Origin of the sequence: Falsirhodobacter deserti, from assembly GCF_004015795.1 — a bacterium.
Classification (GTDB): Bacteria; Pseudomonadota; Alphaproteobacteria; order Rhodobacterales; family Rhodobacteraceae; genus Falsirhodobacter; species Falsirhodobacter deserti.
The window spans coordinates 1,815,512-1,835,305 of sequence record NZ_ML137218.1; the positions used below are offsets into that span (position 1 = coordinate 1,815,512).

Below are 19,794 nucleotides of genomic sequence, written 5' to 3' on the forward strand. Positions count from 1 at the left end.
GCCCAATGTTCACACGATAACATCGGTTCAGTTTTTGCATAGCGACTATGCAAGAACGCACAGTGAGATCGAAGCCCTCGAAATGAAAAAGCCGCCCCTTGGGGCGGCTTTCGCGTTCACCTGAAAGGGAATATCAGGCGATGATTTTGGAGACGACGCCTGCGCCGACGGTACGGCCGCCTTCACGGATTGCGAAGCGGAGCTTCTCTTCCATGGCGATCGGCGCGATCAGTTCCACGTTGAACTTCAGGTTGTCGCCCGGCATCACCATCTCGGTGCCTTCCGGCAGCTGAACGGTGCCCGTCACGTCCGTCGTACGGAAGTAGAACTGCGGACGGTAGTTGGCGAAGAACGGCGTGTGGCGGCCACCTTCCTCTTTCGTGAGGATGTAGGCTTCCGCTTCGAACTTCGTGTGCGGCTTCACCGAGCCGGGCTTGCACAGCACCTGGCCGCGCTCGATGCCCTCACGGTCAACACCGCGCAGCAGCAGGCCGACGTTGTCGCCAGCTTCGCCCTGGTCCAGCAGCTTGCGGAACATCTCGACGCCCGTGCACACCGTCTTCTTGGTGTCGCGGATACCGACAATCTCCACTTCCTCGCCGACCTTCACGACGCCACGCTCCACGCGGCCGGTCGCAACCGTGCCACGGCCGGAGATCGAGAACACGTCCTCGACCGGCATCAGGAAGGGCTGGTCAACAGCGCGGGCCGGCGTCGGGATGTATTCGTCAACGGCTGCCAGCAGCGCGCGGATCGAGCTTTCGCCGATTTCCGGATCGCGGCCTTCCATGGCGGCAAGTGCCGAGCCCTTGATGATCGGAATGTCGTCGCCCGGATAGTCGTAGGACGACAGAAGCTCACGGACTTCCATCTCGACCAGTTCCAGAAGCTCTTCGTCATCCACCTGGTCGACCTTGTTCAGGTAAACAACCATGTACGGGATGCCGACCTGGCGACCCAGCAGGATGTGCTCGCGCGTTTGCGGCATCGGGCCGTCAGCAGCGTTCACAACCAGGATCGCGCCGTCCATCTGCGCCGCGCCCGTGATCATGTTCTTCACATAGTCGGCGTGGCCGGGGCAGTCGACGTGCGCGTAGTGGCGCGTCTCGGTCTCGTACTCAACGTGAGCCGTCGAGATCGTGATCCCGCGGGCCTTCTCTTCCGGAGCGCCGTCAATCTGGTCATACGCACGGAAGTCACCGAAGTACTTCGTGATCGCCGCCGTCAGCGTCGTCTTCCCGTGGTCAACGTGACCAATCGTGCCAATGTTGACGTGCGGTTTCGTCCGTTCAAACTTTGCCTTTGCCATGGCGGGGGCCTCGAGGTTTCGGGGGCCCCCACGGGGCCCGGTTTACTCCGCGCGGCAAATATCCAGTGACGCGCGGAAAATCAAGTCTCAGTTGACGGGAACAGCGTCCGCGGCTGCGGCAGCAGGCTGCTGGATGTCGAACCATTCGGGATTTTGCTGGAACCATTCCTCCACCTTCTTGGCGGCGTTATAGGCCAGCGATTCCATCTGGCGGTCCCTGCCCCGGATCAGGCCCGAGCCGAGGATGTTCGCACCAGCGTCTTCCCACAAGGTGATCTGCTTGCCTTCGGCATTCAGCTTCGTCTGCGCAGCATCGTCCCAAACGTTCGCCGTGATCACCAGCACCGATTTCGGCGCCGCGATTACCGGAATACCCGGAGGCGCGAGGGCATAGCCATCAACGCTGATCCCGATATTGTAAAGCTTCGATCCGCGATACCGTCCAAACCGGTCATCCACCGCCTTGCGGATCGCGGTTTCCCATTCGTCCGGCGTGGCCGTGCGCGAGATCGGGACCTTTTCGGCATTGTCGGCGACCGCGATGTTCAGGCCAAGGCGGAAGTTGCCCAGGTCTGCCGGCGGATCCTCCAGATCGCTGCGCCCGCAGGCCGTCAGGGCGGCCAGTCCGGCACAAAGAACAAGAAGGCGGATCGGCATGAAATTCTCCGTCAGGGTCCGCGTCACCTTAGGGTGTGCGACGCGGTCCGCAAGCCACAAACTACCCGAAGCGGTTGTCGCGCGGGAACCCGCGCGGAGCCATCCGGCCCGCAGTCGCGCGTGATCCAAGCCATTCGGAAAGGTCCGGCTCTCTCCGCGTCCGCCCGCCTTCGAGCTGCCACGAGATGCCGTCGGCCAGATTGAAGCTGATCGCATCCGAAAGGCCGCCATCCTTGTACTTCTGCAGCCGCACGCCCTTGCCCTTGCCCATCTCGGGCAGTTCGGACACGGGGAAGACCAGCATCTTGCGGTTGTCGCCCACAACGGCCACGTGATCGCCGGTCAGGGGCTTCACAAGCGCCGTGCTTACACCGTCCTTCACCGTCAGCACGGCCTTGCCAGCCCGCGTCTGGGCCACCGCCTCGTCGGAAGGCAGGATGAAGCCATCCCCCGCCGTGGACGCGATCAGCCACTTCATCCCGGGCTTCCAGATGATCAGATCGGTTATCGCGGCTTCGTTCGGCAGATCCACCATCAGGCGGACAGGCTCTCCCATTCCGCGCCCACCGGGCAGGTTGGCCCCGATCAGCGTGTAAAAACGACCGTTGGATCCGACCAGCAGGATCTTGTCCGTCGTTTCCGCGTGGAAAATGAAGCGTGGCCCGTCGCCGTCCTTGAACTTCACATCCTGATCCAGCGGGACATGGCCCTTCATCGCACGGATCCAGCCCATCTTCGAACAGATCACGGTGATCGGCTCGCGCTCGATCATCGCCTCGAACGGGACATCCTCGACCACCCCCGCCTCGGCGAAGGTGCTGCGGCGGGCGCCAAGGGCGGTGGCCTTGCCGAAGGATTTCTGGATCGTCGCCAGTTCCTTGCCGATGGCCTTCCACTGCTTCGCCGGGCTTTCCAGCAGCGCGTGCAGGTCCGCCTTCTCGGCCTGCAGGGCGTCCCGTTCGGCCAGCAGCTCCAGCTCCTCCAGCCGACGAAGCGAGCGCAGGCGCAGGTTCAGGATCGCCTCGGCCTGCACCTCGGACAGCGTCCCCTGCCCGCCCGGCGAAACGTAATCCTCCTCGGAGGTGGCCTTGGGGCGGGTCAGCGTCCAGTCCTCGGCCATCAGCGCCCGTTTGGGATTGTCATCATAGCGGATGATGTCGATCACGCGGTCAAGGTTCAGGAAGGCCGTGATCAGGCCCTCCAGCACTTCAAGCTGGTGGTCGATCTTGTCCAGCCGGTGCTGCGAACGGCGCACCAGAACATCGCGGCGGTGATCGAGGAAGGCGCGCAGCACCTCCTTCAGGCTGCACACCTTCGGGGTGCGTCCGTCGATCAGCACGTTCATGTTCAGGCTGAAGCGCGTTTCCAGATCGGAATTCCTGAAAAGCATGCCCATCAGCATATCCGGCTCCACCGTGCGGGCCCGCGGCTCCAGCACGATGCGGATATCTTCGGCCGATTCGTCGCGCACATCGGCCAGAAGCGGCACCTTGCGCGTCTGGATCAGTTCGGCCAACCGCTCGATCAGTTTGGACTTCTGCACCTGATACGGGATCTCGGTGACGACGATCTGCCAGTTGCCGCGGCCAAGATCCTCCTTTTCCCACTTGGCGCGGATGCGGAAGGCGCCGCGCCCCGTGCGATAGGCATCAAGGATGGCCGATTTCGGCTCCACAATAGTGCCACCGGTGGGGAAGTCGGGGCCAGGCACCAGATCGACCAGCGCCTCGTCCGTCACATCGGGGTTCTTGATCATCGTCTGGCAGGCATCGACCAGTTCATGCAGGTTGTGGGGCGGGATGTTCGTCGCCATCCCCACCGCGATGCCGGAGGCGCCGTTGGCCAGCAGGTTCGGGAAGGCGGCGGGCATGACCCCCGGCTCTTCCAGCGTGCCGTCATAGTTGGGGCGGAAATCGACCGCGTTCTCGGCCAGCCCTTCCATCAGCGTTTCCGCGATCGCGGTCAGCCGCGCCTCGGTATAGCGGGAGGCGGCAGGGTTGTCGCCGTCGATGTTTCCGAAGTTGCCCTGCCCGTCCACCAGCGGATAGCGGACGGCGAAATCCTGCGCCAGACGCGCCATCGCATCATAGATCGCGGCATCGCCGTGCGGGTGATAGTTGCCCATCACATCGCCCGAGATCTTGGCGGATTTGCGGAAGCCCCCGCTGGGGGAAAGCCGCAATTCGCGCATCGCATAAAGGATGCGCCTGTGCACCGGCTTCAGACCATCCCGCGCATCGGGAAGCGCGCGGTTCATGATCGTCGACAGGGCATAGGTCAGATAACGCTCGCCAATGGCGCGCGACAAAGGCTCGAAGGTCAGGGCGGGTTCGTCACTCATGCCATTCCTGTAGTCGCCTGCGCGTCGCCGGTCCAGAGGCGGGAACATTTTCACACTCTTGTCATTGTTCTCTTGACGATACGCAAGTTTCCGCTGACGGAGGTCACCCAAAATGATTCGCGCCACACTGATTCTGTCTGCAGCCGTTTATCTGACACTGGTGATAGGCGGGCAGGACGACGGCCAGAAGCGGATCGGCCTGATGCAGGCCGAAGCAAACACCCCCGCATTCAGCTACCGCTATACCCCGCGCGAACCGCAGCCCGAACCTCGGGTGCGGACGGTTTCGACCCTGCCCACTGCCTTTGTGACGGCCAGCACCTTGAACGTCCGGTTCGGGCCTTCCACCGACCGCCACGCTGTCGGAAAACTGTCGCAGGGCGAAGAGGTGTCGGTCCTGCGCCGCGCCGCAGGCTGGACGCAGATCCGGATCGAGGGGGACGGCGTGGAAGGCTGGGTTTCCTCCGACTACCTGACCGATGCCCCCCTTCGGATGGCTGCGAACTGAGGGTTTGTGTTTGCGTCATGGCAGGCGCATAACGGCGCCATGACGCAACGTTCCATCCTCATCACGGGTTGTTCCTCGGGCATCGGATACGATGCCGCCCATGGGCTTGCCGCAAAAGGGTGGCGCGTTTTCGCCACCTGCCGCAGCGTCGCCGATTGCGAGCGCCTGGCCACGGAGGGGCTGGAAAGCTTTCCGCTGGATCTGGACAGTCCCGCCAGCATCCAAGGGGCGGTGGACCAGGTTCTGGTCCGGACCGGCGGCACGCTGGATGCCCTTTACAACAATGCGGCCTTCGCCTGCCCCGGCGCGGTGGAGGATGTTCCGCGCGACGGCCTGCGTGCGATCTTCGAAACCAACCTTTTCGGCACCCACGACCTGACCCGCCGCATCATTCCCGTGATGCGCAAGCAAGGGCACGGGCGGATCATCAACTGCTCGTCCGTGCTGGGGCTTGTCGGGGTGAAATGGCGGGGGGCCTATGCCTCCACCAAGTTCGCGTTGGAAGGACTGACCGACATCCTGCGGATGGAGATGACGGACACCGGCATCCATGTCGTGCTGGTCGAACCCGGCCCCATCACCTCGGACATGCGCCGAAAGGCGATCCCGCATTTTGAGCGGTGGATCGACTGGAAAGCCTCGGCCCGGGCCGAAGAATATCATGGCCTTCTGCACCGGCTTTATGAAGATGGTGGTACGGACAGGTGGGAACTTCCCGCATCCGCCGTGACCGAGGTGCTGGCCCGCGCGCTGGATGCGCCCCGGCCCCGCCCCCGGTATTACATCACCACCCCAACCAAGGCGATGGCCGTGGCGCGGCGCATCCTGCCGACGCGGCTGCTGGACCGCGTCCTGATGAAAGCATGAACGAGGCATAATGGAACACGTATCGCAACGGGCCTTCTTCGTTCTTGGTTGTGTCGCCATCATCGCGGTGCTGATCATCGCCATGCTTGTTCTGTCCAGCCTGCTGCCGCGGGAACAGGACAAGGCCCGCGTGCGCCTTCTGCTGCGGCTTCGGGTAATGGCGCAGGTGCTGGCCGTAGGAATGATCCTGCTGGTTGCATGGGCGGCGCGCGGCGTTTGATGCCGATTGCGGGTTTTCTTTCCCCCAAGCGGCCCGCTATGCATTTCACACCCAGAGGATGCCCGTTCCGGGCCAACTAACGGAGAAGCGGATGAAGGTCCTTGTGCCTGTCAAGCGCGTGATCGATTATAACGTGAAGGTTCGCGTGAAGGCGGACGGGTCGGGCGTCGATCTTGCCAACGTCAAGATGTCGATGAACCCCTTCGACGAAATCGCGGTGGAAGAAGCCGTGCGCCTGAAGGAAAAGGGCGTCGCCTCGGAAGTGGTGGCCGTTTCCATCGGCGTGAAGCAGGCCGGCGATACGCTGCGCACCGCAATGGCGATGGGTGCGGACCGCGCGATCCTGATCAACGCCTCGGAAGATGCCGCCACCGATATCGAGCCGCTGGCCGTGGCCAAGCTGCTGGCCGCCGTCGTGCGCGAAGAACAGCCCGGCCTTGTCATCACCGGCAAGCAGGCGATCGACAATGACATGAACGCGACGGGCCAGATGCTGGCCGCACTGCTTGGCTGGGGTCAGGCCACGTTCGCCTCCAAGCTGGAGGTCGAGGGCGACGCCGCGGTTGTCACGCGCGAGGTTGACGGGGGGATGCAGACGATCCGCGTGGCCCTGCCCGCGATTGTCACCGCCGACCTGCGCCTGAACGAGCCGCGCTATGCCTCGCTGCCCAACATCATGAAGGCCAAGCGCAAGCCGCTGGAAGAAAAGACGCCGGCAGATTACGGCGTCGATATCGCGCCGCGCCTGACGGTGCTGAAAACGATGGAGCCGGCAGAGCGCAAGGCCGGCATCCGCGTCGGATCGGTCGATGAACTGGTGGCGAAACTGAAAGAGACGGGGGTGCTGTGATGGCCGTTCTTCTTCTGGCAGAGGTTTCCGGCGGCAAGCTGGCCCTGGATGCGACTGCGCGCGCCGTCACGGCGGCAAAAGAGCTGGGCGACGTGACGGTGCTGGTGGCAGGCCCTGCCGCCGCCGGGGCCGAGGCTGCGACCATCGAGGGTGTGGCAAAGGTGCTGGTTGCTGAAACCGAACATGCACTGGCTGAACCCGTGGCCGCGCTTATTTCGGGCATGACCGGCTTCAGCCATATCGTCGCCCCCTCCACGGCAGCGACGCGCAACGTTCTGCCACGCGTGGCTGCTCTTCTGGACGTGATGATCGTGCCGGACGTGCTGGCCGTGGCAGATGACAGCACTTTCCAGCGCGCAGCCTATGCCGGCAACGCGGTGCAGATTGTCCGCTCTGCCGATCCGGTGAAGGTGCTGACGATCCGCACCACCGCTTTCGATGCGGCAGGCAGCGGCAATTCGGCACCCGTGGAAACCGTGGCGCTGGCTGATGCAGGCTTGTCGACCTGGGTGGCAGATCATGTCGCCGCATCCGACCGGCCCGAACTTGCATCGGCGGGCATCGTCGTTGCGGGCGGCCGCGGCATCGGTTCGGAAGAAAATTTCCGGATCGTCGAAGCGCTGGCCGACAAACTGGGCGCAGCCGTTGGCGCATCGCGCGCCGCCGTAGATGCGGGCTATGCCCCCAACGACTGGCAGGTGGGCCAGACCGGTAAGGTCGTAGCACCGGACCTCTACATCGCCTGCGGCATTTCGGGTGCGATCCAGCATCTTGCAGGAATGAAGGACAGCAAGGTGATCGTCGCGATCAACAGCGATGCCGATGCGCCCATCTTCCAGGTTGCAGATTACGGGCTGGTGGGGGATTTGTTCACCCTGATCCCGGAATTGACCGAGAAGGTCTAATTCTCTTCGCCGAAGCGGTTTGCCACCAGCGCTTCCAGCGCATCGGCAAGCGCTTCGGCCTGCGGCCCGCTGGTTTCGACCCCAATGCGGGTCCCACGCGAGGCGGCCAGCATCAACAGCCCCATGATGGAATCGCCCGAAACATCCATGCCATCCTTGGACACGGTCGCTTCGGCATCGAAGCTTTCCACCACTTCCACGAAGCGGGCAGAGGCACGGGCGTGCAGGCCCTTGGTGTTGACGATCCGCAGGTTGCGCCGCATCAGGTGGCGGCCTCGCCCAGATCAAGGCTGTTGATGTATTTGCGCCCCGCATCCAGCGCCAGCGCCACGGCATCGGGCACCGGAAGCTCCCTCGACTTGGCAAGCTTGATCAGCATGGGAAGGTTCGCGCCGTAAACGATGCGGCGGTTGCGACCGATGCAGGCCGGCAGCGACAGGTTGGACGGCGATCCGCCGAACATGTCCGTCACCACCACGACACCGCCGCCCGTATCGACGGCCTGCGCTGCCGCAAAGATTTCCGCCTGCTTGGCAGTGCGGTCATGCTCGTCCTCGATCGCAATGGCTTCCATTGCGATTTGCTTGCCCACGACATGCTCCACCGCCGAGAGATATTCCCTCGCCAGCCCACCATGTGCCACGATCACGATTCCGATCACGCGTTCATCCTGCCTGCGTTGGGGGCTTAGCGGCCGCCCTGCGTTCCAGTTCCCGATGCCGTTTTGACACCGGCCAGCCTTCCTGTGCAAGTACGTCCGCTAACATTTCCGCCAGCGCGACCGAGCGATGCTGACCGCCCGTGCACCCGAAGCCGATCGTCAGGTGTGCCTTGCCCTCGTTCAGTTGGGCAGGCAACAGGAACAATACAAGATCACGGACGCGGGTGAAGAATTCCTCGAAGTTGGGATCGCGCCGGATATGGTCCACAACCGCCGCATCGCGGCCATCCATCTCTCGCAACTGCGCAACCCAGTGGGGGTTGTTGAGGAAACGGCAGTCGAAGATCATGTCGACGCCGCGGGGAACGCCGCGCTTGTAGGAGAAAGACTGAACCGCAACCGACATCCGCGCCTGCTGGTCGGGCGCATACCATCGGACAATTTCGGCCTTCAGATCGTGCGGCGACATTTCGGTCGTGTCGATCAGGTTGTCCGCCCGCACCCGCACGGGGGTCAGCAGGTCCACCTCCCGCGCGATGGCCTCGGCGGGCGCTTCGCCAAGCGGATGACGGCGGCGGGTCTGGTTGTACCGGCGGCTCAGTTCTTCGGCCGAACAGTCGATATAAAGCACGTCCAGCGAAACATCGGGATTGCGCGTCAGCCGGTCGATCAACTCGATCAGTGCGGTCGCGGCGAAATCACGGTTGCGAATATCAAGGCCAAGCGCGATCGGCCCCACGGGCGGACCTTCCACCAGGCGCGGCACAAGGCTCAGCGGCAGGTTGTCGATCACCTCGTATCCCAGATCTTCCAGCGCATTGATCGCGGTGGAGCGTCCAGCACCAGACGGCCCGGTGACCAGCACCAGCTCATGCCCCTCGCTCTGGTTTGCCCGAGTGATCGGCGTGTCCGCGTTCAACTCTGCCGTCCATCCTTGAGATATTGCAGGATCGCAACAGCAAGGTGATCCTGCCCGCGCCCAAGCACAAGGGGCAACTGGCAACCCAGCATAAGAGTGTGACGAAAGGGCGGCAGCCGCTCTGTTTCCGCCGTGTCCAGATCGACCGCCAAGGCCAGCGGCGCGGTGGTATACGCCGCCCGCAGGATTCCGATGCCCCGCGCCTCGATCAGACCGGCTATCGTCGCGGGGGGGGTGGCGATCAGACCCTCGGGACAGGCCGTCACTTCAGTCCTGTCATCGGCGATCAGCGTGGCGCCATACGCCATCAGCGCCAGCGCCAGCGTCGTCTTTCCGCTTCCCGATGCGCCAAGGATCAGCACGCCCCGCCCCTGCCATGCGACCGAGGAGGCGTGCACGATCATGCCGGCAGCCCCACGACAAAACGCGCGCCACGCACGGAACCATCCTCCGCCATGATGTTTTCGGCCCATATCACGCCGCGATGCGCCTCCACGATCTGCTTGGAGATCGAAAGTCCAAGCCCCGAATGATCCCCGAACTGCCCCTCTGGCCGCTCCGAATAGAAACGGCGGAAGATCGCGGTCAGGGCTTCTTCGGGAATGCCGGGGCCTTCATCCTCCACGACGATCAGCGCACGGTTGCCCCGCCGATACGCCCAGACCCGCACTGTTCCGCCAGCCGGCGAAAACGAAAGCGCATTACTGATCAGGTTCTCGAACACCTGCGCCAGCCGTGCTTCCAACCCCTGAAGCAGGATCGGGGCCGCAGGCAGATCACAAACCAGCGTCACCCCTTCTCCCGCCGCCTGATGGCCCAGATGATCGGTCAGTCCGCGCAGCATCGCGCTCAGATCGCACGGCTCCTCTTCCTCCTTGACCAGTTCGGCATCAAGCCGCGAGGCATCGGAGATATCGGTCACAAGCCGGTCCAGCCGCCGCACATCGTGATCGATGATCGACATGAGCGTCGGGCGCTGATCCTCGCGGGCGACCCGCAGCGTATCCACCGCCGAGCGCAACGAGGCGAGCGGGTTCTTGACCTCATGCGCGACATCGGCCGCGAACTGCTCGTTCGCCTCGATCCGGTCGTAAAGGGCGTCGACCATGCTGCGCAGGGCCTCGGACAGGCGTCCGATCTCGTCGGGGCGGCCCGTCATGTCCGGGATGGCAATGCGCCCCTCGGCCGGTCCCGAACGACCAGCAGCGGCCGTCAGGTCACGCAGCGGGCGCGCGATCATCAGCGCCAGCGCAAGGCTCAGCCCGACTGAGACGATCAGGCCGCAGACAAAGATCGCAATCAGGCCGCGATAGGCTCCCTCGACTTGTGCATCAACCAGCGCCGGCGACTCGCGAAGCACCACGCGGCCGCCGTCCGGGGCCGGCACTTCCACCACCAGCCATTGCGGGCTGGGGCGGAACAGGCGGGACCAAAGGCTGCCGGTTTCAACGGCGGGACCAACGGCCGCTTCGACAACAGACCCCGATGCATTTCTTATGCTGATGGTCTGCCCCATCATGGGTGCCAGCGCGGACGATCCATCCCCCTGCACCATGCGCATCGCGACAAGCTGCGCCTGAAGCTCCAGCACCTGCTGACGCTGCTGCAGCAGCAGGCCGCGCGTGGGGGAAAATGCCATCAGTGCCGCAAGCAGCAAGCACAGCGTGACAAGGTTGAACCCCACCGCCCGCCGCACAAGGCGCGAGCGCAAGACATTCCCACAGTCCCGCCATGCCGACGACGGTCCCCACACGGGCAGACACGCGTCACGCCCCGCCTTCATCCTGTCAGGCCTCGTTGTAGCGATAGCCGATTCCATAAAGCGTCTCGATCGCCGAAAAAGTTGGATCCGCCATACGCAGCTTCTTGCGAAGGCGCTTGATGTGACTGTCGATGGTCCGGTCATCCACATGCACTTCGTTCTGATACGCTGCCTGCATCAGTTGGTCACGCGTTTTGACGAATCCCGGACGCTCCGCCATGGCTTGCAGCAACAGGAACTCGGTCACGGTCAGGCTCACCTCCTGCTCACGCCAGGTTACCGCATGGCGCAGTGCATCCATCCGCAAGCCGCCCCGTTCCAGCAGGTGGCGATCATCGGCGGGTTCGGGGGGCATCTGGCGCGCCTCGTGACGGCGCAGGACAGCACGGATCCGCTCAACCAGCAGGCGCTGGGAAAACGGCTTGCGCATGTAATCGTCAGCCCCCATCCGCAAACCAAGAATCTCGTCGATCTCGTCATCCTTGGATGTCAGGAAGATCACGGGAAGGCTGCTGTGCCGGCGCAGCCGCTGAAGCAGATCCATTCCGTCCATGCGCGGCATCTTGATATCCAGGACCGCCAGATCGGGTGCCCGACGGATGAAGGCATCAAGCGCACTTTGCCCGTCGCTGAAGGTTTCCACGACGAAACCTTCAGCCTCAAGCGTCATGGAGACCGAGGTCAGGATGTTCCGGTCATCATCCACAAGCGCGATGTGCGGCATCAAAAGCAAGTCTTTCGCAGGCGTTAACGAGTCACTTACCTTCTTCCATTACCCAGAATCACTTACAACCGCCAATCGCGGCCAATGGCGGGTTCCCCCCAGATCGGCACCCACAGACCGAAAGGCCCGATTCACGCCGCAGATGGTTGCGCTAAAGCCGGCGTGGTTGCGCTAACGTACTGATTCCCGCCTATTCTTTCCGTTTTTCCACATGCTATATGGAAACTGTCACACAGCGGCAGCATGTGGCCGGCGTCCAGGTGTCGCGGGCGCCGAATTCGGGGTAGGATTGTCGCCTGCGCGGCATCGGGAGCTTGCACATGACCATTGGACGCGTGAATCTGGCGCAAAAGCTGGATGATCAGGGCATTACCGGACTGGGTAACGTCCACTACAACCTGACCGAGCCGGCGCTTATGGAAGCCGCCGTGGCCCGTCAGGAAGGCAAGATCGGACAGGGCGGGGCGTTTCTTGTCACCACCGGCGCCTTTACGGGCCGTTCGCCCAAGGACAAGCACGTCGTGCGCACGCCCAGCGTCGAAGATACCATCTGGTGGGAAAACAACGCCGCCATGGAGCCCGAGGCGTTTGACCGCCTTTACGATGACATGCTGGCCCACATGAAGGGCCGCGACTATTTCGTGCAGGATCTTTACGCGGGGGCCGATGCCCAGCACCGGCTGGACGTGCGCGTGGTGACTGAACTTGCATGGCACGGCCTGTTCATCCGGCACCTGCTGCGCCGCCCCGCGCGCGAGGAACTGGAAAGCTTCGCCCCCGATTTCACGATCATCAACTGCCCCAGCTTCAAAGCCGATCCTGCCCGCCACGGCTGCCGCTCCGACACGGTGATCGCGCTGAACTTCGACCGCAAGCTGATCCTGATCGCCAACACCGAATACGCGGGCGAGAACAAGAAGTCCGTGTTCACGCTGCTGAACTATCTGCTGCCGGAAAAAGGCGTGATGCCGATGCACTGCTCGGCCAACCATGCGGTCGGCAATCCGGTCGACACGGCCGTGTTCTTCGGCCTGTCCGGCACGGGCAAGACGACGCTTTCGGCCGATCCCGCGCGCGTTCTGATCGGTGATGACGAACATGGCTGGTCCGACCGCGGCACCTTCAACTTCGAAGGCGGCTGCTATGCGAAAACCATCTCCCTTTCCGCCGAGGCGGAACCCGAGATCTATGCCACCACCAAGAAGTTCGGCACCGTGATCGAGAACATGGTGTTCGATCCCGAAACGCTGGAACTGGATTTCGAGGATGCCAGCCTGACGCAGAACATGCGTTGCGCCTATCCGCTCGACTATATCTCCAACGCGTCGAAGGACGGGCTGGGCGGGCACCCCAAGAACGTGATCCTGCTGACCTGCGATGCCTATGGCGTGCTGCCGCCCATCGCGCGGCTGACGCCTGCGCAGGCGATGTACCACTTCCTGTCGGGCTTCACCTCGAAGACGCCGGGCACCGAACGCGGCGTGGTGGAGCCGATCCCCACCTTCTCCACCTGCTTCGGCGCACCGTTCATGCCGCGACGTCCGGAAGCCTATGGAAAGCTACTGCAGGAAAAGATCGCAAAGCATGGCGCGTCCTGCTGGCTGGTGAACACCGGCTGGACCGGCGGCGCCTATGGCACCGGCAAGCGGATGCCGATCAAGGCGACCCGCGCCCTGCTGACGGCGGCGCTGGATGGAACGCTGGAGGGCGTGCAGTTCCGCAAGGACCCGAATTGCGGGTTCGAGGTGCCGGTGGACGTGCCGGGCGTTGATGCCAAGCTGCTCGACCCTCGCTCCACCTGGGCCGACACGGCGGCCTATGACGCGCAGGCGAAGAAGCTGGTGGGCATGTTCGCCGACAACTTCGCCCAGTATGTGCCCTTCATCGATGCGGATGTGAAAGCCGCCGCGATCGGCTGAAACTGACAAGGGGCGGCACTGCCGCCCCTTTCTACATGATCGCCTGCCGTATCAGGTTCAGGCCCGTCAGCACCAGAAACGCCTGGGTCCACCAGCGAAAGCGCGCCTGATCCAGCCGGGCCTGAATGCGATACCCCATCAGCATTCCGGCAAAAGCGGGAACGATCAGCGCCGCCGAAAACAGCAGCCTGTCCCCCGTCATCAATCCTGTCGCAAGATGCGCAAGGAACAGGGCCATCGCGCCGATCAGGAAGACGACGCCCTGGATGCGCACATTCTCCACCTTTGGAACATTCAGCGACAGAAGATAGATCAGCAGTGGCGGCCCCCAGATGCCCGACACGCCGCCATAAAGGCCCGCAACCGCGCCAAGCCCCCATTCCGCCCTGCGCTGGTGTTCCAGCTTCAATGCAAGGTTGGCACCCGCCATCTGGAGACCGGCATAGATCGTGATGGGCACCCCCAGCAACAGCAGGAACCCCATGGGTGGGATCTTGTCGGCGAAGGGTGCCGACACGCAGATGAACACGATGGTTGCGATGATGAAGCGGCGTACCTTCAGGCCCGATTCCACCGCCGGCCGCATCCCGTTGCGCAAGGATTGCTGGATGTTCGTGGCCAGCGTCGGCAGGATCAGGCCTGCCAGCGCGAATTCCGGCGGCAGGAAAGACGAAAACAGCGAGATCATGATCAGCGGCATCGCGAAACCGATGGCACCCTTCACCATTCCAGCAAACAACGTGATGGCGATTGCTGCCCAGAACGCTGTTTGCGGCAGTCCTGCGATCTGATCCATCGGCTCCCCCTTCGTCTCAGGGGTTCAATCGGACGTCGTGCCAGAAGATGCAAGCCGCGTCAGAAGATCCACCAGCCGCGCACGGGCTTCGGGCAACGGGCGGTCCAGTTCCCGCGTCAGGAAGTGCGCGGTCAGAGCAAAGCCGTCGGGCCACCCCTCGGCCCCGCCGCCCTGCCCCAGAAGCACGGCAGGCAAGCGCAGAAGCCGGTCGGCCCAATCCCCTGCCCCCTGCGTTGAAACGGCACGCCCGGTGCGCGGGCTGACAAAGGCCAGATCGTCGGCGCTGCCCGTCACGGCACAGCGGCTCAGATCAAGGCCAAAGCCGATCTCCTCCAAAAGGCGCGCTTCCCAGCGAAGATAGGCGGTTCCCCAATGCGCCGTGCCCAGCGTGTCCAGCAATGGTATCGTGGCGCGGTAAAGATCGGGATGCGGCTCCCTCTCCGGCAGGGTTATCCGCAGCATGGCGCAGACGGCATTCAGCCCGGCCAGCGCCAGCCGGTCCTGTAACACGCTGCGGCTTTGCACAGGTTCCACCGCGAAGGTTCCCAGCTGATCGTCCAGCCGCGCCCGCCATGTTACATCCAGCTGGTTGCCCGGTTGCAGCACAGGCGCCATCCGCCGCGAGGCACCGCCATGCACCAGCCCCGCGTGGCGGCCATGCGCCGCCGTGAACACCTCGATGATCGCGGCGCTTTCGCCATGCCGGCGAACCGACAGCAGCGCGCCCTCGTCCCGCCATTCCATGGGGTATCAAGTATCGGAAAGTCCCGGCTCGTCCAGTAGGGTTCGCCCCTGCCGGTCCTCAAGCTCGATCACCCAAAGGTCAGGATCGAAGCTGCGTTGACGGGAGACGGCGGCATCGACATCCGCTTCGGCACCTTCGGCCAGCACGACCCATGCACGGTTGCCCGTCATCAGGTCAAAACTGCGCTGGAAGGCCTTGGCCTGCCCATCCAGCGTTGCCAGCTTTACCAGCACGGCGCCGGCGGTCGGATCGCCCTTGGCCGTGATAAAGGCAGGGATGTCGGCCAGACGCAGCCGCGCCAGATAGGCGCGGACCCAGAAATCCGCCGTCAGGCGGCTCAAGCGTTGCCGTCCTTGAAGTCGAGACCCATCTCCGAATAGCGCTCCGGCTCTTCCAGCCAGTTCGGGCGCACCTTCACCTGAAGGAACAGGTGGGCCGGACGGCCAAGGAATTCGGTGATATCCACCCGCGCCGCCTGCCCGACAGACTTGATCGTCTCGCCCTTGTTGCCAAGCACGATGCCTTTGTGGCCGTCGCGTGCAACATAAACCACCTGATCGATGCGGGTCGAACCGTCGGGGCGATCCTCCCACTTCTCGGTCTCCACCGTCAGCTGATAGGGCAGTTCCTCGTGCAGGCGCAGGGTCAGCTTTTCGCGCGTGATCTCGGCGGCGATGACGCGCATCGGCAGATCCGCGATCTGGTCTTCGGGATAGAACCATTCGCCTTCCGGCATCTGGGCGCCCAGCCACGCCTTCAGCTTTTCGACCCCATGCCCTTTTTCGGCCGAGATCATGAAGGTTTCCACGAAGGGAAACGCCTCGTTCAGATCCTTGGCAAGGCCCAGAAGCGCCTCGGCCTTCACGCGGTCGATCTTGTTGATCGCCAGCGCCACCCGCACGCCCTGCGGCACGCGATCCTTCAGCGCATCGATGATGGACGCCGCGCCCTCGGTCAGGCCGCGATGCGCCTCCACCAGAAGGACGATCAGGTCGGCATCGGCGGCGCCGCCCCAGGCGGCGGCAACCATCGCGCGATCCAGCCGGCGACGCGGGCGGAACAGGCCGGGCGTGTCAACGAAAACGATCTGCGCCTCGCCTTCCATCGCGACGCCGCGAATGCGGGCACGCGTGGTCTGGACCTTGTGCGTGACGATGGAAACCTTCGCCCCCACCATGCGGTTCAGCAGGGTGGATTTGCCGGCGTTCGGCTCTCCGATCAGGGCAACGAAACCTGCGCGTGTCATGTCAATTCTCCATCCGCGCCAGAAGCGCCTTGGCCGCAGCTTGTTCGGCGGCCCGTTTGGTGCGGGCATCCGCCCGCTCAGTCTCGCCCGAATCAAGCCGCGCTTCCACGGTGAAGACGGGTTCGTGATCAGGACCCGACCGTCCCAGTTCGACATAGCGCGGCGGTTGCTGACCACGAGCCTGCGCCCATTCCTGAAGCGCAGTCTTCGGATCGCGGGCATCCGCCTCGGCGGTGGCGATCCTGTCGCCCCAAAGCCGCAGTACCATGTCGCGCGCGGCCTCGAAACCGGCGTCAAGATAAACGGCAGCGATCACCGCCTCCATCGCGTCGCCCAGCAGCGCCTCCTTGCGCCGCCCGCCCGACATCATTTCGGATCGGCCAAGCTTCAGCGCCTCGCCTACGCCGGTTTCCCGGGCGACATCGGCGCAGGCTTCCTTGCGCACCAGCGCATTGAAGCGGGGGGCAAGCTGGCCTTCGGCGGCGTGCCGGTCAGCGCGCACCAGCGCGTCGGAAATGGCAAGGCCCAGAACGCGGTCGCCCAAAAACTCCAGCCGTTCGTTTGACGGGCGCGTAGGGGAAGCGATCGATGAGTGCGTCAGCGCCCGAACCAGAAGTTCGGGACGCTTGAAGTCATGCCCCAGACGGGTCTGGAGCGTACGGAGATCGGCCGACAGTTTCACTCGACCGCCTTGAAGAAGCGGTCCGGGCGCCATGTCCAGAAATACAGGAGCGAACGGCCCGCCGCAGAGAATACGATCCGGTCGGCGCGGCCCACCAGATATTCCGCCGGCACCATGCCAACGCCGCCGACGGCCTGGCTGAAGCGGCTGTCTTCGGAATTGTCGCGGTTGTCGCCCATGAAGAAGTAATGGCCTGCCGGAACGGTATAAACATCGGTGTTGTCGGCAAAACCGTTCGGGTCGATATCCAGCACGTCATGCGACACGCCGTTCGGCAGGGTTTCAGTGAACCGCTGCTTTTCGCAGGTTCCGCCCTGCCCGACCGGCGCATTGGCGCAGCGCGGAAGGCTGCCCATCGGGCCCTGCGGCTCATACGTTTCGGTGAAGATGCCGGCATCTTCCTGCGGCACCTGCTGACCATTGATGAACGGCACACCGCCGCGCATCTGGATCGTGTCGCCCGGAAGGCCGATCAGCCGCTTGATGAAATCGGAGCCGGTAACGGGATGGCGGAACACCACCACGTCGCCCCGCTCCGGCTCGGACTCGAAGATGCGGCCCGAAATGGGGCACAGCGCGAAGGGGCAGGAAAAGCGCGAATAGCCATAGGCCATCTTGTTCACGAACAGGAAGTCGCCGATCAGCAGCGTATCCTTCATCGAGCCGGAGGGGATCCAGAACGGCTGGAAGAACAGCGTGCGGAACACCGCTGCGATCAGCAGCGCATAGACCACGGTCTTGATCGTTTCGACGATCCCACCCTTGGTCTCGGTCTTCTTCTTGCGTGCGAACATGGCCTGCCCCTTATGACCCGGCGCTTCATGCGCGTGGGCCGCGGATAAGTCAAGTTTCGGTGGCGTGAACCGGCCGCGCTTCGATCACCACAAAGGCCTGCGCCCAGGGGTGATCGTCTGTCAGCGTCACGTGAACGATGGCTTCATGCCCCGGCGGCGTCATGGAGGCCAGCCTGTCGGCGGCCCAGCCGGTCAGATGCATCACGGGCTGGCCCGTAGGCAGGTTCGTCACCGCCATGTCCTTCCACGCGATGCCCATGCGCAGGCCGGTGCCAAGCGCTTTCGAACACGCCTCCTTGGCGGCCCAGCGCTTGGCATAGGTTCCAGCGACATCCGCCCGCCGTTCGGCCTTCGCCTGTTCGGTGGGGGTGAAGCAGCGGTTGCGGAAACGGTCGCCAAAGCGGGCCAATGTCCGCTCCACCCGTTCGATATTGGCCAGATCGGTGCCGATGCCGAGGATCATCAGCCCGCGCCTGCAAGGGCACGCGCCGCATCCATGCGGCGGCGCATTTCCTCGATCGCAGGGCCAAGGCCGCGGAAGATCGCTTCGCCGATCAGGAAGTGCCCGATATTCAGTTCTTCAACCTGCGGGAAGGCGGCAATGGCCGAAACGGTATCATAGCTGATGCCGTGGCCGGCATGAACCTCCAGCCCCAGCTGGTGCGCATGGGCCGCCGCGCGCTTCAGGGCGGCCAGTTCCACGGTCGCCGCGTCCTCGTTCCCTTCGGCCATCAGGTCGCAATAACGGCCGGTATGCAGTTCCACGACCGCCGCACCGATCCGATGGCTCGCCTCGATTTGTGCAGGCTCGTGCCCGATGAACATGGACACGCGTGCGCCCGCTTCACGCAAGGGGGCGATGAAGTCTGCCAGCCGTGCCTCGTCCGCCGCAACGTCCAGCCCGCCCTCGGTCGTCCGCTCCTCGCGCCGCTCCGGCACGATACAGACGGCGTGGGGGCCGTGACGCAGGGCAATGGCCTGCATCTCCTCGGTTGCGGCCATCTCGAAGTTCAGCGGCACGCGCAGGCCGGCCATCAGCGCTTCGATATCGGCGTCGCGGATATGCCGACGATCTTCGCGCAGATGGGCAGTGATGCCATCGGCGCCTGCCGCTTCGGCAAGAAGGGCGGCCCGAAGCGGATCGGGCAACGCCCCGCCCCGCGCGTTGCGGACCGTTGCCACATGGTCGATGTTCACACCCAGACGCAGCTTCGTCATTCCCGCCCCCCGTTTTCCCGCAGCGCCTCGTTTCTGGCCCGAAGCCGCGCGATCCGCAAGCCGCGATAGGCCCGCACCAGCGACAGGACGATCCAATAGGCGCAAAGCCCGGCCGCCGTTCCGATGATCGTGCCGCCCAGAAGATAGGGCAGATAGATGCTTTGAACGAAGAGCCCCAGCCCAAGCCAGCGCATCTCCGCCTCGGTGAACATCGCCCAAAGGTTATAACCGAGATCGGACACCGCCCCGCCGAAGAACCCGATGATCTGCCATGAGGGAAGCCCCTCGCCGACGCCCAACAGGGTCTGACCCAGCGTGACGGACATCACTGCGAAGAACGGCAGTGTCAGCGGATTGTTCACGCAGGATGCGACAAGGGCGGCAAAGACATTGCCCCGAAACAGCCAGGCCAGCCCCATGGCGATGACATAATCGTGGAACAGATACGGCCCGAAACAGGCAAAGATGCCGACAGCCACCCCGCGCGCCACGCGGCGCGGATCATCAGGAAGGCGCACAACGCGGTGCCACAGATACTGGCCTGCCCGCCGCCAGCCGGTGCGCGGCCAAAGCGTCCGCCGGATCTTCTCCCAGAACGTGTGTTCGATCCGCCGCCGGAACACCATGACTGCCCCTTTCGCCCCCCTTCGGGATACGTGCCGGTCACCTGC

At 63.8% G+C, this 19,794-nt stretch carries 24 protein-coding genes; 6 read left to right on the plus strand and 18 right to left on the minus strand.

Annotated elements, in window-relative coordinates; translation table 11 throughout:
• Positions 1-133: 133 nt before the first annotated feature.
• The 3 genes from tuf to parC all read right to left on the minus strand — a co-directional run bounded on the left by tuf (position 134) and on the right by parC (position 4,307).
• Positions 134-1,309 carry an elongation factor Tu gene (gene tuf, locus JX25_RS09190; RefSeq protein WP_128254693.1) on the minus strand — a complete coding sequence of 392 codons (1,176 nt, stop codon included), beginning with the start codon at positions 1,307-1,309 and terminating at the stop codon, positions 134-136.
• An 87-nt stretch (positions 1,310-1,396) separates the two neighbouring features.
• Complete coding sequence (locus JX25_RS09195; protein ID WP_128254708.1) at positions 1,397-1,966, minus strand: hypothetical protein; 570 nt, start codon at positions 1,964-1,966, stop codon at positions 1,397-1,399.
• Between the two features lie 61 nt (positions 1,967-2,027).
• Positions 2,028-4,307 (minus strand): DNA topoisomerase IV subunit A, encoded by a 2,280-nt coding sequence (parC, locus tag JX25_RS09200; protein WP_128254709.1) that lies wholly within the window; start codon positions 4,305-4,307, stop codon positions 2,028-2,030.
• Positions 4,308-4,419: 112 nt separating this feature from the next.
• Here parC and JX25_RS09205 point away from each other — a divergent pair, with 112 nt between their 5' ends.
• The 5 genes from JX25_RS09205 to JX25_RS09225 all read left to right on the plus strand — a co-directional run bounded on the left by JX25_RS09205 (position 4,420) and on the right by JX25_RS09225 (position 7,657).
• Positions 4,420-4,815, plus strand: coding sequence for an SH3 domain-containing protein (locus JX25_RS09205; RefSeq protein WP_128254710.1), 396 nt, complete (start codon positions 4,420-4,422; stop codon positions 4,813-4,815).
• A 39-nt stretch (positions 4,816-4,854) separates the two neighbouring features.
• Positions 4,855-5,682, plus strand: coding sequence for an SDR family NAD(P)-dependent oxidoreductase (locus JX25_RS09210; RefSeq protein WP_128254711.1), 828 nt, complete (start codon positions 4,855-4,857; stop codon positions 5,680-5,682).
• Positions 5,683-5,692: 10 nt separating this feature from the next.
• On the plus strand, positions 5,693-5,902 hold the full coding sequence (locus JX25_RS09215) for a hypothetical protein (protein WP_128254712.1): 210 nt from the start codon (positions 5,693-5,695) through the stop codon (positions 5,900-5,902).
• 91 nt (positions 5,903-5,993) lie between these two features.
• A complete protein-coding gene (locus JX25_RS09220) occupies positions 5,994-6,752 on the plus strand; it encodes an electron transfer flavoprotein subunit beta/FixA family protein (RefSeq protein WP_128254713.1) in 759 nt (252 codons plus the stop codon).
• The gene (locus tag JX25_RS09225) at positions 6,752-7,657 is read left to right on the plus strand and encodes an electron transfer flavoprotein subunit alpha/FixB family protein (RefSeq protein ID WP_128254714.1); all 906 of its coding nucleotides are present in this window, start codon (positions 6,752-6,754) and stop codon (positions 7,655-7,657) included. Before JX25_RS09220 ends, JX25_RS09225 begins: the two co-directional genes overlap by 1 nt.
• Here the strand turns inward: JX25_RS09225 and JX25_RS09230 are convergent.
• Genes JX25_RS09230 through JX25_RS09255 form a run of 6 tightly spaced genes read right to left on the minus strand, consistent with a single transcriptional unit; the run spans position 7,654 to position 11,723 of the window.
• Positions 7,654-7,920 (minus strand): HPr family phosphocarrier protein, encoded by a 267-nt coding sequence (locus JX25_RS09230; protein WP_206611539.1) that lies wholly within the window; start codon positions 7,918-7,920, stop codon positions 7,654-7,656. The two genes, JX25_RS09225 and JX25_RS09230, sit on opposite strands and share 4 nt — an antisense overlap.
• Complete coding sequence (locus JX25_RS09235) at positions 7,920-8,318, minus strand: PTS sugar transporter subunit IIA (RefSeq protein WP_128254716.1); 399 nt, start codon at positions 8,316-8,318, stop codon at positions 7,920-7,922. The genes JX25_RS09230 and JX25_RS09235 overlap by 1 nt, the downstream gene beginning before the upstream one ends.
• A 4-nt stretch (positions 8,319-8,322) precedes the next feature.
• On the minus strand, positions 8,323-9,237 hold the full coding sequence (gene rapZ, locus JX25_RS09240) for an RNase adapter RapZ (protein ID WP_241557892.1): 915 nt from the start codon (positions 9,235-9,237) through the stop codon (positions 8,323-8,325).
• A complete protein-coding gene (locus tag JX25_RS09245) occupies positions 9,234-9,641 on the minus strand; it encodes an HPr kinase/phosphorylase (protein WP_128254717.1) in 408 nt (135 codons plus the stop codon). The genes rapZ and JX25_RS09245 overlap by 4 nt, the downstream gene beginning before the upstream one ends.
• Positions 9,638-11,056, minus strand: a complete 1,419-nt coding sequence (locus JX25_RS09250) for a HAMP domain-containing sensor histidine kinase (RefSeq protein ID WP_421780573.1) — start codon at positions 11,054-11,056, stop codon at positions 9,638-9,640. Before JX25_RS09250 ends, JX25_RS09245 begins: the two co-directional genes overlap by 4 nt.
• Entirely contained in the window at positions 11,025-11,723 is a 699-nt protein-coding gene (locus tag JX25_RS09255) for a response regulator transcription factor (protein ID WP_128254718.1), read from the minus strand. Before JX25_RS09255 ends, JX25_RS09250 begins: the two co-directional genes overlap by 32 nt.
• Positions 11,724-12,043: 320 nt before the next feature.
• Here JX25_RS09255 and JX25_RS09260 point away from each other — a divergent pair, with 320 nt between their 5' ends.
• On the plus strand, positions 12,044-13,642 hold the full coding sequence (locus JX25_RS09260; RefSeq protein ID WP_128254719.1) for a phosphoenolpyruvate carboxykinase: 1,599 nt from the start codon (positions 12,044-12,046) through the stop codon (positions 13,640-13,642).
• Positions 13,643-13,673: 31 nt separating this feature from the next.
• Here JX25_RS09260 and JX25_RS09265 read toward each other — a convergent pair whose 3' ends face one another.
• The 9 genes from JX25_RS09265 to JX25_RS09305 are packed head-to-tail and all read right to left on the minus strand — an operon-like array spanning position 13,674 to position 19,749.
• Positions 13,674-14,438, minus strand: coding sequence for a sulfite exporter TauE/SafE family protein (locus JX25_RS09265; protein ID WP_128254720.1), 765 nt, complete (start codon positions 14,436-14,438; stop codon positions 13,674-13,676).
• A gap of 24 nt (positions 14,439-14,462) precedes the next feature.
• On the minus strand, positions 14,463-15,182 hold the full coding sequence (recO, locus tag JX25_RS09270) for a DNA repair protein RecO (RefSeq protein WP_128254721.1): 720 nt from the start codon (positions 15,180-15,182) through the stop codon (positions 14,463-14,465).
• Positions 15,183-15,188: 6 nt separating this feature from the next.
• The gene (locus tag JX25_RS09275) at positions 15,189-15,524 is read right to left on the minus strand and encodes a DUF1491 family protein (RefSeq protein WP_128254722.1); all 336 of its coding nucleotides are present in this window, start codon (positions 15,522-15,524) and stop codon (positions 15,189-15,191) included.
• Complete coding sequence (gene era / locus JX25_RS09280) at positions 15,521-16,429, minus strand: GTPase Era (protein ID WP_128254723.1); 909 nt, start codon at positions 16,427-16,429, stop codon at positions 15,521-15,523. The genes JX25_RS09275 and era overlap by 4 nt, the downstream gene beginning before the upstream one ends.
• 1 nt (position 16,430) lies before the next feature.
• A complete protein-coding gene (gene rnc / locus JX25_RS09285; RefSeq protein ID WP_128254724.1) occupies positions 16,431-17,111 on the minus strand; it encodes a ribonuclease III in 681 nt (226 codons plus the stop codon).
• Positions 17,108-17,905 (minus strand): signal peptidase I, encoded by a 798-nt coding sequence (lepB, locus tag JX25_RS09290; RefSeq protein ID WP_128254725.1) that lies wholly within the window; start codon positions 17,903-17,905, stop codon positions 17,108-17,110. The genes rnc and lepB overlap by 4 nt, the downstream gene beginning before the upstream one ends.
• Positions 17,906-17,954: 49 nt before the next feature.
• Positions 17,955-18,368 carry a holo-ACP synthase gene (gene acpS / locus JX25_RS09295; RefSeq protein WP_128254726.1) on the minus strand — a complete coding sequence of 138 codons (414 nt, stop codon included), beginning with the start codon at positions 18,366-18,368 and terminating at the stop codon, positions 17,955-17,957.
• The gene (locus JX25_RS09300; RefSeq protein ID WP_128254727.1) at positions 18,368-19,123 is read right to left on the minus strand and encodes a pyridoxine 5'-phosphate synthase; all 756 of its coding nucleotides are present in this window, start codon (positions 19,121-19,123) and stop codon (positions 18,368-18,370) included. Before JX25_RS09300 ends, acpS begins: the two co-directional genes overlap by 1 nt.
• The gene (locus tag JX25_RS09305) at positions 19,120-19,749 is read right to left on the minus strand and encodes a DUF2062 domain-containing protein (protein WP_128254728.1); all 630 of its coding nucleotides are present in this window, start codon (positions 19,747-19,749) and stop codon (positions 19,120-19,122) included. The genes JX25_RS09300 and JX25_RS09305 overlap by 4 nt, the downstream gene beginning before the upstream one ends.
• Between the last annotated feature and the right edge of the window lie 45 nt (positions 19,750-19,794).

Excerpts from the sequence above, each read along its gene's own strand:
- JX25_RS09305 (WP_128254728.1), bottom strand. The coding sequence starts at position 19,749 with ATGGTGTTCCGGCGGCGGATCGAACACACGTTCTGGGAGAAGATCCGG.
- JX25_RS09255 (WP_128254718.1), bottom strand. The coding sequence starts at position 11,723 with ATGCCGCACATCGCGCTTGTGGATGATGACCGGAACATCCTGACCTCG.
- JX25_RS09210 (WP_128254711.1), top strand. The coding sequence starts at position 4,855 with ATGACGCAACGTTCCATCCTCATCACGGGTTGTTCCTCGGGCATCGGA.
- parC (WP_128254709.1), bottom strand. The coding sequence starts at position 4,307 with ATGAGTGACGAACCCGCCCTGACCTTCGAGCCTTTGTCGCGCGCCATT.
- JX25_RS09265 (WP_128254720.1), bottom strand. The coding sequence starts at position 14,438 with ATGGATCAGATCGCAGGACTGCCGCAAACAGCGTTCTGGGCAGCAATC.
- JX25_RS09230 (WP_206611539.1), bottom strand. The coding sequence starts at position 7,920 with ATGCGGCGCAACCTGCGGATCGTCAACACCAAGGGCCTGCACGCCCGT.
- JX25_RS09220 (WP_128254713.1), top strand. The coding sequence starts at position 5,994 with ATGAAGGTCCTTGTGCCTGTCAAGCGCGTGATCGATTATAACGTGAAG.
- acpS (WP_128254726.1), bottom strand. The coding sequence starts at position 18,368 with ATGATCCTCGGCATCGGCACCGATCTGGCCAATATCGAACGGGTGGAG.
- JX25_RS09205 (WP_128254710.1), top strand. The coding sequence starts at position 4,420 with ATGATTCGCGCCACACTGATTCTGTCTGCAGCCGTTTATCTGACACTG.
- JX25_RS09260 (WP_128254719.1), top strand. The coding sequence starts at position 12,044 with ATGACCATTGGACGCGTGAATCTGGCGCAAAAGCTGGATGATCAGGGC.
- recO (WP_128254721.1), bottom strand. The coding sequence starts at position 15,182 with ATGGAATGGCGGGACGAGGGCGCGCTGCTGTCGGTTCGCCGGCATGGC.
- lepB (WP_128254725.1), bottom strand. The coding sequence starts at position 17,905 with ATGTTCGCACGCAAGAAGAAGACCGAGACCAAGGGTGGGATCGTCGAA.
- JX25_RS09300 (WP_128254727.1), bottom strand. The coding sequence starts at position 19,123 with ATGACGAAGCTGCGTCTGGGTGTGAACATCGACCATGTGGCAACGGTC.
- JX25_RS09250 (WP_421780573.1), bottom strand. The coding sequence starts at position 11,056 with ATGGAATCGGCTATCGCTACAACGAGGCCTGACAGGATGAAGGCGGGG.
- era (WP_128254723.1), bottom strand. The coding sequence starts at position 16,429 with ATGACACGCGCAGGTTTCGTTGCCCTGATCGGAGAGCCGAACGCCGGC.
- JX25_RS09225 (WP_128254714.1), top strand. The coding sequence starts at position 6,752 with ATGGCCGTTCTTCTTCTGGCAGAGGTTTCCGGCGGCAAGCTGGCCCTG.
- JX25_RS09215 (WP_128254712.1), top strand. The coding sequence starts at position 5,693 with ATGGAACACGTATCGCAACGGGCCTTCTTCGTTCTTGGTTGTGTCGCC.
- JX25_RS09245 (WP_128254717.1), bottom strand. The coding sequence starts at position 9,641 with ATGATCGTGCACGCCTCCTCGGTCGCATGGCAGGGGCGGGGCGTGCTG.
- JX25_RS09195 (WP_128254708.1), bottom strand. The coding sequence starts at position 1,966 with ATGCCGATCCGCCTTCTTGTTCTTTGTGCCGGACTGGCCGCCCTGACG.
- tuf (WP_128254693.1), bottom strand. The coding sequence starts at position 1,309 with ATGGCAAAGGCAAAGTTTGAACGGACGAAACCGCACGTCAACATTGGC.